Source organism: Candidatus Tectomicrobia bacterium (genome assembly GCA_016192135.1).
GTDB lineage: Bacteria > UBA8248 > UBA8248 > UBA8248 > UBA8248 > 2-12-FULL-69-37.
Map to the genome: position 1 here is coordinate 286,530 of JACPUR010000041.1, position 16,813 is coordinate 303,342.

Consider the following 16,813-nt stretch of genomic DNA (forward strand, 5'->3'; position numbering starts at 1 on the left):
TACATTTCATCCATTCGTAAACCGGCAAGGAAAATATTGGTTCAAGGGAGTAGACCAGTAGCGTCACAGAATCCTCACTAGGCGGGAAAACCATAAAGATGGCGGTAGATAGGGGCGAAATCGAAAGAGCCTTGGACGAACTCTCCTCTTATGAGGAATGGTTCAGATTTCAGACTCTGGCTGTAATCCTCGCTAAGCAGAAATGGCCAGACCTCATAGCCAATGAACCGCACAAGGATCGCGGACTCGACGCGTATTCTCCACGAATTCTTGCAACAGATCATGAGGGAAAGGGCCTAGCATGTTCTTTAACTCCAACTTTCGAGAAAATCAAAGGTGATGCAACGACTTTTCACGCCAATTACCCTGACATTAGTAAATATATATTTTACACTCCTCGTAGCATCTCTCAAGAAACAATTCAAAAATGGGCCACAAAGGTAAGACAGGAATTAGGCTATGAATTAATCGTAGTTTCCCGCGAAGATATAATCACATCCTTGTTGAATCCCTCCAATGTGGGGCTCTGCCGCAGTATCCTGAAGACTCCAGTCTCCTTTGATAGAGCAACCGAGGGCATTCTCGACAGAGTGCGTGACGCGACTCGAGATGAGGTTAGAAATTGGTTGTCGCATCCGCGCTTGGTGGGACAGCCCTTGATTTCCCTTAAAGCAGGCGAGCTCGACGAGGAAGGCAAGGGAACAGAAGAGATCCATGACCTCGCAAGCATTCAGGATTCTCTGTTGAATGGGCGTCGGATAATACTCGAAGGTCCTGGCGGGGCTGGGAAGACGACAACGCTTATCCAGCTTGCCAATCAACAGATCAAAGAAAGCAGGTTGGGTTTTGTCATTGACTTTCCTGCCTGGATTAGGTCGCACCAGGAGATACTTGAATTCATCACCCGCGCGCCGGCATTCCGGTCTCGAAGCATCGGACCCGGAGATCTCGCGGCGCTTTACATGAAAGACCACTTTTCATTTCTATTAAATGGGTGGAATGAAATTTCGGAGATTCACTCTGAGGACGCTGTGCGGGCACTGGCAGAATTAGAAAGAACCTTTCCCGCGGCTGGTATCATCATCGCAACTCGACCACACCACATTAGACCTCCCTTGCCTGGATCGTTTCGCCTCAAATTGCTGCCGCTGAATCAAGCGCAAAGGAAAGAATACCTTGAGCAGGCGCTTGCAGATCGGGCGGGGGAATTTATTTCACAAATTGAGAGAGATCGGGCACTCGACGAGTTAACTCGCACGCCTTTGATCCTATCCGGAGTAACTAATCTGTTCAATTCAGGCCGATCAATACCTGCGACACAGTTAGGCATACTGAGCGCTGTGATGCAGAAGCTTGAGGATTCTGACGAACACCGCGATCATTTGCAGCGCCCACCTCTGTCGGCTCGGGTGGAGGACTATCTAACCGACCTCGCTCATGAGATGACAGTGCAGGGGCATGTTGATATTCCCGAGGGGGAAGCCTGTAGAATTGTATCGACAACGAGTCAGGGATTGAGAGACGCTGGCCAAATTGCATTGGTGCCAGAGCCGGCCTCGATTCTTCATGCGCTATGTGAGCATCATGTTCTGGAACGGTTGGAATACCAATCGGTTGCATTCCGGTTCCAACATCAACGATTTCAGGAGTTCTATTCCTCCTTGCGATTGGTTTTTATTCTTGGGACCCTTGTCGCGGACGAAAATCCAGACAGAATTCGAGTTTTCCAAGCTGAGTATCTGAACAAGCCGATTTGGGCGGAGCCTCTGTCCATGATCGCTGAGGGGATAGGAACGGGCGATATTGAATTTGGTGACGCGGTCGAAGCAGTTACAGTTGGGAGATGCCTGGTTATATGGTCGATTCCAGTTGATCCGATATTTGCCAGTGAACTTTCTCGGCACTGTGGCTCTAAGGTTTGGCGGGAAATTCAAACCCCGCTAGGAGAGCGACTCCGCCGATGGTACGGCGTTGAGGATGAGCACCACAAGCAATGTGCTTTGGCTGGCATGCTCGCGACAGGCTCTGACGACTTCTGTAACATAATTCTTCCACTTCTAACCGACAACGATCAGCAGGTTCGCTTGCGAACCTATCGGGCATTGGGTGAGTTCTATGTGTCGTCACTAGGCGCGGACTGGCGAGGCCTAGTGGCGGGATGGGAGGAAGAACGGCGGATCGAGTTTTTGCACGAGATGACTGGAAAGGGAGGAAAGGAGGCTGTGCAAGTGGTGGAAAGCTTCGCAGCAGTCGATCCGAGCCAAAGGGTAAAGGTGGAGGGCCTTCGCACCCTAAGTTGGCTTGGCGCTGACGAATCTGTTGAACAGATTCTTCGCGATTTTGATGGAGTGGATTTCACGGCGGCCCTGCGCCACGACCGAATTGTCGAAGAGCTACCCCCCTCTCTGCATTCTAGGGCCATCGGGGCCTACCAGAGCGTTCTAAGCGAGCTTACTGATGTGGGTGAACGTCTCCGATTTCTAATTAGTATCGCGGTAATGGGGGATCTGGCTGTTGTTGAAGACCTGAAGGAAGAACTGGGGCGGATGCCATCGGATCGAATTAGTGACAATCTCGAGCGTTTAGTTAAATCTGCATCGGATTTGGTTCGAGTGACTGAGCCGGAATGGGTCAGCCATTGGGTTGCGGTTCGGATCGCAAATGGCATGCTTTGGGGCAAGCCTTGGACTGATCTCATCACAAGTGTTCCAAGTGAACTGGCCAGTGCTTTGCTTCAACGGATCAGCGCGGAAGAGCTCCCACATCCGGATGCTCAAAGAACCATTTCTGTTTTGGCAGCAATAAATGATCCCTCTTTCGCCGCCCAGGTCTTCTCAAGGCTGTGCGCCCTCAGAGCAAGGATTCTTGAAAGCACGAGAGAGGACAGCCAGGTGATGTGGAGGATATACAGGCAGTTGAAAGAACTATTCCGAGCGCTTTCCCCAGAGTTGGTCATTTCTGGAATCTCGGATTCTTTGTCTGGAGAGATAGTCCTGGTCGAATTTCTCGTTATTTCTGAACGCTTTGGACATATCGCTTTTGAGGAATCCGATATCAGAAGTCGGGTGCCAAATGAGTTGCGCCAAGAGTTACGTGCGTATCTCAAGAATTGCGTCTCATTTGTTTCAGGTCAGGATGATTCCAGAGGTCAAATGAAGGCGGACTTGGCCATAGTCTTGGGGAGCGCTGGAGATCCTGAGGATATGGTTTATTTGCGCCGACTCATTCGGAGCGACATTGAACGAGTTCGGAGATTCCGAGAGGCTTGGAGAAGAGGTGACCGTGAGGCTCGGGCTGCTGGCGCTGTGATGGGCCAGAGTGGGTGGCATGTTCGGGCGGTGTCTGAGTTGGCCCCCGAGAGCGCTGATGAGGTCCTGCTTGAGGTATTCAATGAACCGGAATACGAGATAGATGCTGGCTGGGCCTTGACCCGGTTGGCCCTGAGACAAGGTGCTGAGGAGCGATTTCAGCATTGGAAACCCGACTTTAGGGATGTGTGGGAGGCGCGTGAGGGGAACAGGCAAAGTGTCTTCGATGAGGATCGTCGGGTCCGTTACGCCAATAAGATTAGGACCCAGCTGGATGTGCTCATAAAACAGCGCAGGCACGCGGAGAATCCCGACTCTTTCAATGGACGGCTCAAAGAACTGGTAAAAATGATCGCCTATTTGGATGGAGGCAATTCGGCTTCACTCGTAATGGAAATTGTGAGCCTCTCCGGTGAGTGGGATGGTTGGACACGGGTTGAAGCCCTCGAATCCCTTCTTCAAAGTGGTGTCGTATTGTTCACAGATGTGACTTTTGAGGTCCTCAACCCAACGATTGAACACACACTCGCCCAAGGGATTTATAATAATCAAAACAGTTGGCTTCTCAAACGATGTCTGTGCCTCCTTCCATTCGTTGACGACCCGTCGAGGGGTATCCACCGGATCGGGGAGATACTGTCTCAGGTGAATTTTCCAGTTCATGAGTTGCGAGACATAGTGACCGCGCTCGGACAGAGCCGATCTCACGATGCATTAACTCTCCTTCTTGAGTTAGCCGGTGCACCTCAAGGCAGATCGCGAGTGTTTGCTCAGGAATGGATTGAAGCCATCGCCAATCTCGGTTTCCCCGAGTCAAAAAAAGTTTTGGTGAGTTTCATCGAGCCAACGATGACGGAACCTGGCATCGACCTATCGAACGAGTATCATATTTACGAACTTTTAGCTTCGCATATAGTTGCCTTAGCGAGGGAGGAGACAGGGGTAAAGGAACGCATTTATCGGCTGTGCAATACTAACCTACCGCCTGATAAGCGTACCATCATTTCGAATGCCATTGCGAAGTTGGGAACGCCCGAGGCCATTTTGGCGGGTCTGAATCTTATTCGAGATGGTGCGAGCCCGCCCGTACCTTTTGATTTAAATCAGGCAATTGAAACCTTCCTCGTCGAACGGAAACCATACGGAGAAGCGGGATACGGGTATACACTTGAGCCCCGTAGCTACAACGTAATCCGGGGCCGACTATTTGAGATGGTTTTGAATGACGGGGCACGGAGGAAAACTGCTTTTGCCCTGCTCGGAGAGATTGAAATCTGGCGACTGCGTTACGGTAAACCGAGCGAAGAGCCACGTCATCCGGGCATTGAAACTGGCAACCCCTGGCCACCTCTTGAGGTGATGGAGGCGATCTAAACAAGCAAATAAGGGAATTTATCTCATATGTTGAATAAAAACTCATTTGACTTTCTTGCTAGCAAACGACGTTCCACCGCTGCTCACCTAGGTTGAGCCCCTTGGGTCACCGGAGGAGGAGTGAAGACCTTTGAAGGAAAGTCCTTTATACTGAATGCTAAGGAGAAGAGCGATGATAAATGAGTCTGCAATTCAACGCCTCCACGACATTCTCGAAAATATGATGAAGAACACAAATGAACCAACCAATAAAACGGCTGCTCAAATCCGTGATGCAAAGTAATCAGTTATACGCCAATATCGCCCCATGTTCCTTGAAAACGATCAACGGGATATTACCAAGGATTCCTTTCTGGGTTTTCTTCTCGAGAGTGTCCCACTCTTAGTTGAGATTTGAGGTGGCTCCGTCCCCTGTGGTTGTTTGGTGTCGCCAGACGCCAACCACCCAGAAGGGAGGAGCCACCGATGGAGAGCATTCTACAGGCAGTCGCAAGACGCAAGAAGGGCCGCCGGATGGGCGAGCCCCGGGTGGTGAGCCGGGAGGAGGTCGAGGGCTTGGAGCTCGATTCCCGGGTCGAGCTCATCCGGGCGCTCATCCCGCTGGGGCTTCTCGGGGTTCATGAGATGCTCAAGGCCGAACTGGAGGAGCTGGCAGGCGCCCGCTACGCCCGCAAGGTCCGTGGGCTGCGCCGGCACGGGAGCAATCCGGGTTCGGTGCGTCTGGCGGGCCAGTGGGTGCCGGTGCGGGTTCCCCGGGTGCGGGGGGAGGAGGGCGAGGTCCCCCTGCGGAGCTACCGGGCGCTTCGCGAGCGGGATGGGGCCGTGGACGAGCGGCTGCTGCGGGGCGTGCTCTACGGGCTCAGCTGCCGCAACTACGAGCGGGCGGCACTGGAGGTTCCAGGGGCACTGGGGCTCACGAGGTCCTCGGTCTCGCGCGCCTTCGTCGAGGCGAGCGCCGCGAGGCTGCGGGGGTTCCAGGAGCGCGGCCTCTCGGGGGAGGACTTCCCGGTCCTCTTCCTCGACGGCAAGCGGCTTCGCCGACGATGGGATGGTGATCGCCCTGGGGGTGACGATGGAGGGCCGGAAGCGCCTTCTGGGCTTCGTTCAGTCGGACACCGAGAACTCCCAAGTGCTGGCCCCCTTCCTGAGGGGCCTCCTGGAGCGGGGCCTGGACATCTCGCGGGGGGTGCTGGTGGTCGTTGACGGAGGCAAGGGTCTGCGCAAGGCGGTCGAGGCGGCCTTCAATCGGGGGGCCAGGCGGGCCCTCGTGCAACGGTGCCAGTGGCACAAGCGCGAGAACGTGGTCAGGCCTCTGCCCAAGGGCGAGCAGAGGACGTGGCGGGGGCGCCTGGCGCGGGCCTGGGAGCGGCCCACCTACGGCGAGGCCCGCTCGGCGGTGCTTGAGCTTCATGGGGAGCTTGAGGAGCGCAACCTCTCGGCTGCGGGGAGCCTGGAGGAGGGCTTCGAGGAGACGCTGACGCTCCACCGCCTGGGGGTGTTCGCCCTCCTGGGCCGCAGCCTCAAGACCACCAACGTCATCGAGTCGGTCCTCTCCCAGGTGGAGGGCCACTGCGCGAAGGTGGACGCCTGGAGGAACTCGGGCCAGAAGCACCGCTGGCTCGCGGCCTCGCTCCTCGACACCGAGCCCAGGCTCAGGCGCATCAAGGGCTACCGCCACCTGCCGAAGCTGCGCGAGGCGTTGCAGCGGGAGCTCAAGATCGAAGACGAAGGGAAGGCTTCAAGGGAGGCGGCATAAAACGCCACGGGGCGGCGCCGCCTCAAATGCAACTAAAGTTGGGATTGACTCATTCTTCTCTTCAAGAATAACCAGCACTGGGACAGCCTCCACCGCCAGGGAAGCCCCATGACGGCGGACATGGACCGGCTGCGCGAGGCCGTCCGTATTCTGGTGGATGAAGGTCGTCCCCTTAAAGATAGATTAAACCGACTCCTGGTCTGCTCCCCGGATCTGAGTCCAACCTGAGTGCGACTTATCCGGCTGCTGGACTCAGAATCGGGGAGCAGACCAACCGGCACCACGGGCAAGCGCTTTATTGATATCGCGCTCTACCTTGTCGCGATATTTCCGGGCGATCTCGTGCCACTGCCCTTGCGAAAATCTGTACGTTTCACCGCCGACAGAAATCGCCGCCGGGTTGTTGTAATTGGCGCGCCAGGCAGGGCTGCCGATGGCCAGGAGCGTCATGCCGTCCATCGCCATGCCCTTCCCTGCCCTGCCGTCCGGGCCGGTGCCCTCACCACTGGTATAGCGGCGCATTTTCAGATCCGCGCCGGACAGTTCGAGGTAAATATCACGGCGGATTTCGGCGCTGCGGCGCTCGGCCTCCCGCGCCCAGAGCATTTCTTTGGCCGGTCGTTTGCCGGAGAGAGCGTGCCGATTCCAGATGTCTGTCAGTGTTGCGGCCATAAAATTCATCCCCCTACATTTTATTACTCAATGGTTAAAGAGTGGTTAGTTTTCCGTAAGGCACCTTCTCGGAAGGCATGTCGGACATGATGCGATGCAGGGAAACGAGGTTTTAATTGGGGAGCAAACTTGCGAGGGCGTGAAGGGACAAACCTGTTGCTAGGGGCAGCGCGCTGCCGGGCGGCCATGAGCGAGGCCGCCCGGCTCCGAGTTTTCTTTCCTCTTGCGTTTCCGTTTCAGCTAATCGCCAATCCTGGTCATTGCGGCGTGAAAAGAAACATTCGCCGCTTCACGGGCCTTTCCGCTCATCTGCGCGGAGTCCCCGTTCGTTTTTCCTGTCAGCTTGATGTGAACATTATCCAGACCGAAAACGGACCCTATGCCCGGCGTCCTCGTATGCACGCCCGTCTCCACGTCAGCCGTAAAATCGTCTCCGTTCTGTTGATATGTTCCAATGTAATACATGCCGGAATCTCCTCCACGGAGTTTTCCTCCCTGGAGGATGACCACACCCGCACCTTCGCCCCGCTGGGTCTTGAAGTGCACCTTATAGATGCCGTCTCTCATGGATTTGCCTCCTGAACGAGCAGAGACTTACAAAGGGGGAATCCGGGGGAATGGATAAACCCCTCCCCCTGCCGGGCGGTGGGTACTCAGGATAACATAGGATGGCGTAGTGCAGATGTATTTATGCGTTTTTCACGTCCGGCGTGGGCTGCCGGGTCCCTTTCCCCCCTTCCAAGACAGCCGAAAATGGCCGCAGACTCCACCCTGTCAAAGTCAGGGTCTTTGCACCAGGTCTTGACAATGGAACCGGGCCGGAGGCTATAACCGTCGTGAAATTGACGACCTAAAAAAAGTAACCGCAAAGGGCAGAGAGGACAAGAGAATGAGCAGGGAAAAGAAGACACAAGTTGTGACATTAGCAGACCCCTCCGATGAGTATTTATTGGAGCTCGGGAGACTTGCGAACAGGTTCGGCCAACTTGAACACCTGCTCAAATTAGTTATTAAGAGAAAGGACAAGAGGCCATTTTGGGAAGTCTTTAAGGAATTCAAGACAGCAGGTATAGGAGGATTGCTGTCAGGACTTTCAGAATGGGCGGCAACAAAGAAATTTGCCGGTCTAATTAATATTGCTAAAGGAGAGGCAAGCCTTCAGCCGATAAAGCAAGAATTAGAACAGGCTAAAGGCTTAGTTCCGATCAGAAACCAGTATTTACACAACGGCCTGGGAAAGAATAAAGACGGAAAACTCCAGTGGCTAAGCATTGAAGAACAGTTTGACGAGAAAAAGGCATTGACCTTACTCAAGGACACGTCTCAGAAAATCTCAAAACTAAATGTGGACATCAATAAAAAATTTCCTCCCTAAGCCGCCGACTCCCTCTCTCCCCTGCCCTGCAAGCCGTTGAGATAATCCGCCGCGCGTTGCGCATACACCGCCGCCGTGAAGATCGCCCGCTTGTCGTCCTTCAAGGCCTTGAGCCATGAGGCGATATAGGCGGCGTGGTCCTCCCTTGGCTCCGGTGTCAGGTCCAGGTCAGCCGACAGGAAAGCCGCGCCCAATTCCGCAACCAGTTCCTCCATGGCGTAGCCTTCATCCCCTCATTTCTTCCGGCCAAAGTCACGGTCCAGGCGCGAAGGGTGCCGCGTCCAGTGCGCGCATTCATGCGCCAGCGTGGCGTAATAGGTTCGACATCCCGAAAAGTTTCAAAGGGCGGCATCTGCACCCGGTCATCCGTGACGCTGTAATACGCCCGATTGCCGCCATGCCGAACATCCGCGCCCGTTCCGGCAAAGAACGATTCCGCATGTTCGATGCGCTGCACCGGATCCAGCCGGGGCTCGGCAAGCGCGTAATAATTCGCGGGCAAGCCCTCGATCTGCTCCACATTAAAAACGGTATATCCCTTCATGAAGGGGATTTCCCGCTCCTCCTCCTCGCCCGTCACCTCATCCGTTTCGGTCTTCGTAATGGTGTTGGCATACACCACAAGATAGCCCTTCTCCCCTTTCCGCACATGCGCGCCAAGTTCCTGGGTCTGGCGGAAGGTCATCCAGATGGGCGCCGCGTAGCCACAGGCCACAGAAACCGACCACAGCACAATGACGTTGATGCCCTGTACGGGGTGCCGTTATGGCGCAGCGGCTTCGTGATGCGGCCCGCCGCATGTTCCGCATTCCAGGGCTTAAGCCACGGGCGGGCCCCCTTCTCCAGATTGGCCACAATGCGGTCGGTGATGCGGACGTAAATGTCTTGCTTCTGCTGTGTCATTTCCTTGTCCTCCAATAAAAAACCGGGTTGCGCGCCGCCTTCGCGGCTGCCGCAACCCGATGGAGGCCGGAATTGAACAGCGGGGGTGGGCCGTCACAGGCCGCCGGCGGGTGAGGGGTATCACCCGGCCTGCACGGAACGACTTGTCCGCCGAAGCCTCGGCGGAGGCGAAAGTGGAGGAAGGCAGGGGAAACGCCCCGCCGGCGCTCGCTTTGGCCTTGACGGCCCGGGGGCCGCAGGCCCCTAAAAAATAAGAGAGGCCGCAGGCCCCAAGAGATGTGATGGAGTGCGGCCGCACGGCCGCCCGACAGAAAAGGAAAAGCCGCCCTCGGCCTTCGCCGGGCGGCCTTACGCGCGCGGGTGTCCCCGCCTTCGCGGTGATCTACCTGCGCACGGTATTCCCCGCCTTCCTTCTTCGCCCTGCGGCTTCGCAGGAGGCGTGGGGACAGGCTTTACGGATGGCCTCGACGCCGCTCCCGGTTCCGGGATCTGCGGCGGCTCGGGGAGCCTGACTGCCCGTTCAGGCGAGTAGAACCCGTTTCCGGCCCATCGGCCGGACGCGCCCCAAAAAGGAAGGTTTGGTTTTCAATTGGGGAGGACAAGCAGGATGCGGGTGGAAGGAGACAAAAACACAGCGCCCCGCCCTGTGCCCTCGGGCAGGGCAACGGGGCTGGAAATTTAGAAGTTTACAGCCTCAGTTTAAGCCGCAGCGGCTCAATTGCAATTCCAGGGATACGTGTCCCCCTTCCTCCGATTGTTGTCCCACTGAAGCGGCTGAAGATTATTGAGGTCGTCCGTACCGCCCTTAGCAACGGGCTTAATATGGTCCACTTCCCAGCCATGTTCGGAGTTGGTCTTGCCGTAATCGGAATTCTTCATCGGCTTCCCGCACATATCGTAGCGCCATATGTTCGGGTCATACCCTTCGATGGTTCTTCCTTTCTTCCAGACAGCGCCCACAGTCGTCTGACCAAACGGCTTACCATTTACATCGCTATTACGGTTACGAGCCATTCTCGAATTCCTCTTGTGAAACCTACGGTCCAAGTCGGTACTTCTCATACAACCCCGTTGGCCAACGCTCACGGGAACGGCGTCCCGGAAGAAGTCTCGCCGGGTGGCTGGTGCACTTTTCGCCTTTCGTGTCAGGGGCTCCGCCCCTACTTGCCCTTGTCGGACTTCTTGATGGTTTCGACGGTCGTCGTGCTCGGCCGCCGGACGGCCTCCTTCACAGGGATGAATTGGCCATTCTTCGCATCGCGTCCGATTTTCGTGGTCTTGCTCATTTCTTTGACTCCTTTTGGTGTGGGGGGTTAAGACGCGAGCCTGTAACGGCTCCATGAAAGGCGATTGATCGGCCGTATCGGAGCAATGGAGGGGATTGGCCTCATGGACTCGATACTTGGGATGGGCGGAATTGGGGGTATTGAAGGGATCGGGAGAACAAGGCCAGCGCCACGAGCTCCCCGCCGCCAGACTACGACGCCGCCATCCGGACCACGCATGTGGTCATTACTCCACCAGCCAAGATGTCGGCCGCCGTAATCGTAGACGCTGCCGGTACGATGAATCCAGGCAATGCCTTGTCCGCTTGTGTCGATGATGCGGCCGTTCTTGCCCAGGAAGGCAACAACCTGCCCATCGTGGTCGTAAAGAGGTTCCATAGTCTGCCGTTCTCCTTTTGCTTGATATTGCCGGTGCCGTCATGTAATACTTGTCGGTGCCGTCAACCCCGTTGGCCAATAAAAGGCCCCGAGGGGCTATTACGGGAACGTCATAACTAAGTATACGGAGGAGTCATGAGAAAGTCAACCCCCTCAGAAATCTTCCCGGAGCGCCTGCGGGCGGCCCGGGAGATGAGGGAACTGAGCCAAGGAGCACTGGCGACACGGGCCGGTATGCAACCCTCAGCCATTTCGCACTTCGAGTCCGGAACCAGGAAACCATCTTTCGAGAACTTACGCCGCCTCGCCGACGCTCTGGACGTTTCTACCGACTACTTGCTTGGACGGATCAAAGAAATTGCAGGGCCAGCAACGGCTGAGCAACTCCATCGGGACTTTGACCACATGTCTCAGGACGACAGGGAACTAGCCGAGAAAATTTTTGACGTTTTGAAGAATAGAGGCCAGACCCGAAATAAGAAAGGGTAGCGATGGCCCTCGATGACTATGCTGCCAGGAAAGCAATGGGGATTGCGGAGCAGTTTGTCAAAGATAAGAAATTATCTGAACTGCCGATTGACCCCATCCACATTGCCAGCAATCTGCTGCATATCGAGGTCGTGGCCAAGGATTCCTCGAAGAAAGGCGTCTCAGGCATGTTGCTGCGCCTGGGAGACCAATATGCAATTGCCTATGCGACCCACATCGAAAGTGATGGATTCCAGAGGTTCAGTGTAGCCCACGAAATTGGACATTTCTTGCTGCCGGGACATATGGACCAAGTTCTTCCGGCCGGGACGACAATGCACGAATCGAGAAGTGGCTTTGTTTCAGAAGACCGCTACGAACTTGAAGCTGACCATTTTGCAGCTGGCCTACTAATGCCGGATCCCCTTTTTTCTAAGGCGATGAATAAGGCAGGTGAAGGACTTCGGGCTGTCGAGTCCCTTGCGGCACTCTGTCAGACTTCTCTCACTTCTACCGCATTACGCCTTGTTCAATGCTCTGACGTGCCAGTGGCCATGGTCATGAGCGCCGGTGGCAGGATTGAATACTGTTTCATGTCCGGCCCGTTGAAAGAGATGCGAGGCCTGGATTGGATTCGAAAAAATGTTCCCGTTCCCGCCGGGACCGCGACCCATCGCTTTAACCAGAACCCGAAAATGATCGCACAAGCCGCGCGCGTCGATGCCACCACAAGCATTCAGGACTGGTTTGGGGGCCATCGCAACCTGAATATGACGGAAGAAGTGGTTGGCCTCGGGAACTACGGGAAGGTGTTGACGATCCTTTCCCTCATAGACGACCCCGAAGAGTACGACGAAAAAGAAGACCTTGAAGAATCCTGGACACCGCGATTCCGCCGGTAATAGTCCGACATGAAGGGCTATAGGAAACCGGCCCGCAGGAACACGGAAAAGAACGGAAAACAGGGAACCGGCCCGCCGGGTGGCAATCGCCTGCCCGTGGACGGGCGGGAGCCTTCCGGACCGTTTGAAGCCGCGGGGGGACCGGTGGCGGCGTTCTCACCCTGTGTTTAACTGAACATGCCAAACCCGGCGCACGGGATTTCAGGACGGCGCGGACAAAGCATGGCCCGAAGGGGGCGGCCGGGAACGGCCCCCCCCTGCTTTGGTAGTGGCAGGGCTGCGCGCGAGGGACCTTAACGCGGTAGATACTCTTTTTGCAGGAAGTTGATTTCGCCGCAGGCCTGCGTCATCGCTGCCGTGCTCGGCGGGGTATTGTCATGGCAGGCATGGTTGACGGTATCCTTGAAAGCCTGAAGTTTTCCGGGGTGGGACGGATCATGGCCCAGCAGCGGATCCACGCGCGGGCACAACCATTCCAAGACCTTGCAGTTATAATCCGTGATGGATGCAGTTCCATTGCCTTTGGCGCGGCGGTCATTGACCAGCATCTCCTTGCAAAAGCGCTCACCGGCGTCACGCAAAAGAAGACCACACTCTTTACGTGAATCGGGGTGACCGCCGCGCGCTAGGGACTTGGCGCGGCTGATCTTGGCTAGTAGAGCATCGCTGGTGTTTTCGATTACGCTGCCATCGCCAGGTGTTTCCACGAATAGCTGGGCGGTCGAAATAGCGAGATGACGGTAGCGGGTTTCCAATTCCTTCCATGTGTCGTGATCCTGGGTGAGGACTATCACTTGCATGGGCAGCCCGAGAAGTTCGGACAACACCGTCGCATTGAAATGGACCCGGTAATCTTCGTCACTCGCAAGCACGGGATCATCAAGAACGATGAAGCCCAGCCTATCGTGTTCGGCGCGAGCGAGAAACAAAGCGAGGCCGAGACAATGAAGCTGGGAATGACTGAATACAGCGATCACATCGCGCACTTTCGGAGCGGAACGGTTGGGATTGGCGGAAAGCCCGGCCTTGAAATCGATAGTCCGCTTAGCCCCCTTTCGCGGCTGAACAGCGGAGAAGAATGTGGGCTCATCAGGCCGCAGCCAGTTCCACCATTTCTCGATCAGTCCGCTATAGTCCGAGAATTTATCGTCAAGAACCTGTTCCTTAGCTCGGTCGATCTGCTTGAGTGCTGAATCAAGCTCCTTGGCAACGGCGACGCGTGCTGCGCGCTCGACCAAAACGGTCCGTAACATCGCAGGCTCTCGGGCGATATTGATGAAGTCCTGCCAACCGGCGGAATCTGCCTGGGCATCGAGCACTTCATTGAGAGCGGCTATGAGTTCGTCGGCGGGGGCACTATAGGAGTCAATGGCAGCCGCGAAACGGGCGCGCAGCGTGACGAGCTTTGCATAGGCAGGCTGGAGCATCCTCGGATCGAGGGTCACCATGTCCGCTGTCTGTTGTTCGACGAGCATGGCGGTAGCACGTCCGCCGCGGCGTAGTGCGGCCGCGGCCCGGACTAGAGGTCGGATCTGGGCAAGCCAGGGATCAACAAATCCCGTGGCGCGATCGCCAAGGAGTTCCCGGATGCGGGCGACAGTGAACCCCATTTTCCGTCGCGTGCCGGTCGTGGTTTTAAGATAACGCGGCAGCGAGTCGTCGGCGGCAGTTGCAAGCGATGTCGCCGAAGATGAAAGCTGTAACAGAGCAGACTTGGCGGCCGTTTCCGCCGTTTTGAAGTCTCTCGTTTCCTCGACATGGCGGCGGATGAGTTGCACACGTTCCGGCGTCAATGTTGACTTCGCGCCGCATAAAGAACAATCGATCGGTTCCGTGATCTCGGAGATGGTCGGGAGTTTCAGCGCCTCATCAAATAGTGCCGCGAGCCGGCGTGTTTCATCATCGATCTTCCCGCGTTCGTCAAGATAGGTATTAAGACAGGTCCAAATGGTGACCGCAGGCGAATTCCAGCCTGTCAACTCCTCACGTTCGAACCCGCGCACCGGAAATGTCTTGTTCCGGCGGTCGGCCAGAATCCTCTCGATAGCCGCAAGCTGGTCGTCGAGTCCTTCCGGAGCTTCTTCGTCGGCGGCTTTGAGGAGGACGCGTGCCACCTCGGTTATTCGCGCGGTAAACGTCGGCAGGTCGGGAGGGGTGCGCCCGAGTTGGTCGAGGATCTCCTTAAAATCGGGAATAGTTGCACAGGTGTCAAATTTCTGGAGCAACGGATCGTCTGGCAGTGTCAGTTCCTCTGCCAGCGCGGCGATGTCGCTACGGAGAAGGTCGAGATCAGTGATTTCAAGCAGGGTTTTGAAATAAGTGGCGCGGTCCTGTGGGCGGACAGAAAATATGTAGCTGAGCGTGTGCTGGGCGAGGACTGGTGCCTGCAGAGGCGGTTGTGACAGCGTAATTCCCAGATTTTCGAGGTCAGATTCGGCGGCCACTGTCCCGTCGATTTCGAGACGGGATGTGCAATCTTGTCTCTTGCCATAATCACTCGTGAGGACACGTCTAATCTCGTGGGGACTTCCATCTGCCGCTGTGACGCTGGCTGCGACGTATACGCCCACGTCGGGGGGAAGATGCGCATTTCGCAGGGCATCGGCGAACTCGTCCTGAGTGCTTGCCATCAATTCCCGCCGCGCGATGCGTCCGGTGAGCAGGAACTCGAAGGCTTCCGCCAGGCTGGTCTTGCCTTTGCTGTTCGGTCCCCAGATGGCGGCAATGTCTGCTGGCAGGTTGAGTGTCTGCTCGGTGGCCCCGTAGGCTCGGAAGCCTTTGACAGAGAATGATCTAATCCGTAGCGCCATCGAGCTTCGCTCTCACCCGTTCAAGACGTTCCGTGAGTACCGCCTTCATGGACGCGACCCGATCGTTGTTCTTTTGAGGGGTATGGTGTGCATGGACCAGCCGGGCAGCCAGGGAATCGCCCTCCAGGTGCTTCAAAAGGCGAGCAACATTGTCCATCGGACCAGTTTCATCGGGCATTAGTCGTTTTTCTCTCTCGTCTAGTGTTTCGACCCATTGTTCGAAGGTCATTCTATACTGGAACAGTGGCCTTTGAGACGATATAGTAATCAGAGTGGCCTTCAAAGCGGCCATAATCGAGGCCAAACAAAGGCTTGAAAACACCCTAAGCATCTATTATTATTACGACTATGCGTGGCCGAGAAACGGACAAGAAACCGGACATCTTAGCGGCCGACCGGGACGAGCCGGTCAGCCTGATGGAGCCGCTGCTGGTGAGCGAAAGCTCCAGGCACCGGGCGGCCCTGACGGACCTCGCGGTCGAACTGGCGGCCCGATCGGCGGGATTCCGGCGCAGCCTGCCGGAGGGTGTATTGACCGCGCTCGCCGATCTTGTCCGGGCGATGAACTGTTATTACAGCAACCTGATCGAGGGCCACGATACCCATCCCGTCGATATCGAGCGCGCGCTCAAGGGCGACTACAGCGCCGACGCCAAGAAACGCAACCTCCAGCTCGAAGCCAAGGCTCATATCACCGTCCAGAAATGGATCGATGAAGGAGGTCTGCGGGGCCGCGCCGCGACAACTGAGGGCCTGTGCGAGATCCATCGGCGCTTCGGCGAATTGCTGCCTGAAGACCTCCTCTGGGTAGAAAACCCGGATACAGGAGAAAGGCTCAAGGTGGTCCCCGGTGCGCTCCGCCAGCGCCACGTCAAGGTGGGCCTCCATATTCCTGTGAGCTCCGGTGCCGTGCCGCGCTTTCTGGAGCGCTTCGAAACCGTCTACAGCCAGCTCGGCAAGACCGACGCCATCCTGGCGGCCGCCAGTGCGCATCATCGGCTGCTCTGGATTCACCCCTTCCTGGACGGCAACGGCCGCGTCGCCCGCCTGATGTCCTATGCGATGCTGCTGGGAACCCTCGATACGGGCGGGATCTGGTCCATCGCGCGGGGCCTCGCCCGCAACCAAAGCACCTACAAAAGCCAGCTGATGGCCTGCGATACGGAACGCCGCAACGATCTCGACGGAAGAGGGCCGCTAAGCGAAGAGGCTTTGGCGGAATTCACGCACTTTTTCCTTTCCACCTGCCTCGACCAGGTGGCATTCATGGAAGGGCTCGTCCAGCCCGACCGGCTGCGCGACCGCATCCTGATCTGGACGGAAGAAGAAATCCGGGCCGGTGCCCTGCCCCCGAAATCCGGCGCCGTCCTGGAAGCGGTGCTCTATCGCGGGGAATTGCCCAGGGGCGAAGTCGCCCGTCTGATCGACACCGGCGAGCGTCAGGCAAGGCGCGTGACCTCAGTGCTCATCGAGCGCGAAGTGCTGGTCTCGGAAAGCACGCGCGCGCCGCTACGCCTCGCCTTCCCCGCCAAACTCGCCTCCCGCTGGATGCCGGGGCTATTTCCGGAAAGGGCGGCATAG

At 56.6% G+C, this 16,813-nt stretch carries 11 protein-coding genes and 1 pseudogene; 6 read left to right on the forward strand and 6 right to left on the reverse strand.

From position 1 onward, the window contains the following. The first annotated feature begins 98 nt into the window (after positions 1-98). Positions 99-4,682: a hypothetical protein gene (locus HYZ11_18790; protein MBI3129661.1), complete on the forward strand. Its 4,584-nt coding sequence runs from the start codon at positions 99-101 to the stop codon at positions 4,680-4,682. A 477-nt stretch (positions 4,683-5,159) separates the two neighbouring features. Here the strand turns inward: HYZ11_18790 and HYZ11_18795 are convergent, their stop codons facing one another. Continuing rightward, positions 5,160-5,378, reverse strand: coding sequence for a hypothetical protein (locus tag HYZ11_18795; GenBank protein MBI3129662.1), 219 nt, complete (start codon positions 5,376-5,378; stop codon positions 5,160-5,162). Positions 5,379-5,754: 376 nt separating this feature from the next. Here HYZ11_18795 and HYZ11_18800 point away from each other — a divergent pair, with 376 nt between their 5' ends. Beyond that, positions 5,755-6,438: a transposase gene (locus HYZ11_18800; GenBank protein MBI3129663.1), complete on the forward strand. Its 684-nt coding sequence runs from the start codon at positions 5,755-5,757 to the stop codon at positions 6,436-6,438. A gap of 252 nt (positions 6,439-6,690) precedes the next feature. On the opposite strand, the gene HYZ11_18805 is transcribed toward HYZ11_18800, so the two are convergent. Together HYZ11_18805 and HYZ11_18810 are read right to left on the reverse strand one after the other, a co-directional pair. Continuing rightward, positions 6,691-7,110: a hypothetical protein gene (locus HYZ11_18805; GenBank protein ID MBI3129664.1), complete on the reverse strand. Its 420-nt coding sequence runs from the start codon at positions 7,108-7,110 to the stop codon at positions 6,691-6,693. 240 nt (positions 7,111-7,350) lie between these two features. After that, positions 7,351-7,677, reverse strand: a complete 327-nt coding sequence (locus tag HYZ11_18810; protein ID MBI3129665.1) for a hypothetical protein — start codon at positions 7,675-7,677, stop codon at positions 7,351-7,353. Positions 7,678-7,999: 322 nt separating this feature from the next. Here HYZ11_18810 and HYZ11_18815 point away from each other — a divergent pair, with 322 nt between their 5' ends. Beyond that, positions 8,000-8,485 (forward strand): hypothetical protein, encoded by a 486-nt coding sequence (locus tag HYZ11_18815; GenBank protein MBI3129666.1) that lies wholly within the window; start codon positions 8,000-8,002, stop codon positions 8,483-8,485. Here HYZ11_18815 and HYZ11_18820 read toward each other — a convergent pair. After that, positions 8,482-9,388 (reverse strand): annotated as a pseudogene (locus tag HYZ11_18820) (DUF1738 domain-containing protein). The gene HYZ11_18815 and the pseudogene HYZ11_18820 overlap by 4 nt on opposite strands. A gap of 714 nt (positions 9,389-10,102) precedes the next feature. Further along, the gene (locus HYZ11_18825; protein MBI3129667.1) at positions 10,103-10,402 is read right to left on the reverse strand and encodes an HNH endonuclease; all 300 of its coding nucleotides are present in this window, start codon (positions 10,400-10,402) and stop codon (positions 10,103-10,105) included. A gap of 785 nt (positions 10,403-11,187) precedes the next feature. On the opposite strand from HYZ11_18825, the gene HYZ11_18830 reads away from it, so the two are divergent. Both HYZ11_18830 and HYZ11_18835 read left to right on the forward strand, forming a co-directional pair. Then, positions 11,188-11,541: a helix-turn-helix transcriptional regulator gene (locus tag HYZ11_18830; GenBank protein MBI3129668.1), complete on the forward strand. Its 354-nt coding sequence runs from the start codon at positions 11,188-11,190 to the stop codon at positions 11,539-11,541. 35 nt (positions 11,542-11,576) lie between these two features. After that, positions 11,577-12,422: an ImmA/IrrE family metallo-endopeptidase gene (locus HYZ11_18835; protein ID MBI3129669.1), complete on the forward strand. Its 846-nt coding sequence runs from the start codon at positions 11,577-11,579 to the stop codon at positions 12,420-12,422. Between the two features lie 293 nt (positions 12,423-12,715). Here the strand turns inward: HYZ11_18835 and HYZ11_18840 are convergent, their stop codons facing one another. Next, entirely contained in the window at positions 12,716-15,232 is a 2,517-nt protein-coding gene (locus tag HYZ11_18840; protein MBI3129670.1) for an AAA family ATPase, read from the reverse strand. A 417-nt stretch (positions 15,233-15,649) separates the two neighbouring features. Here HYZ11_18840 and HYZ11_18845 point away from each other — a divergent pair, with 417 nt between their 5' ends. Further along, on the forward strand, positions 15,650-16,813 hold the full coding sequence (locus HYZ11_18845) for a Fic family protein (GenBank protein ID MBI3129671.1): 1,164 nt from the start codon (positions 15,650-15,652) through the stop codon (positions 16,811-16,813).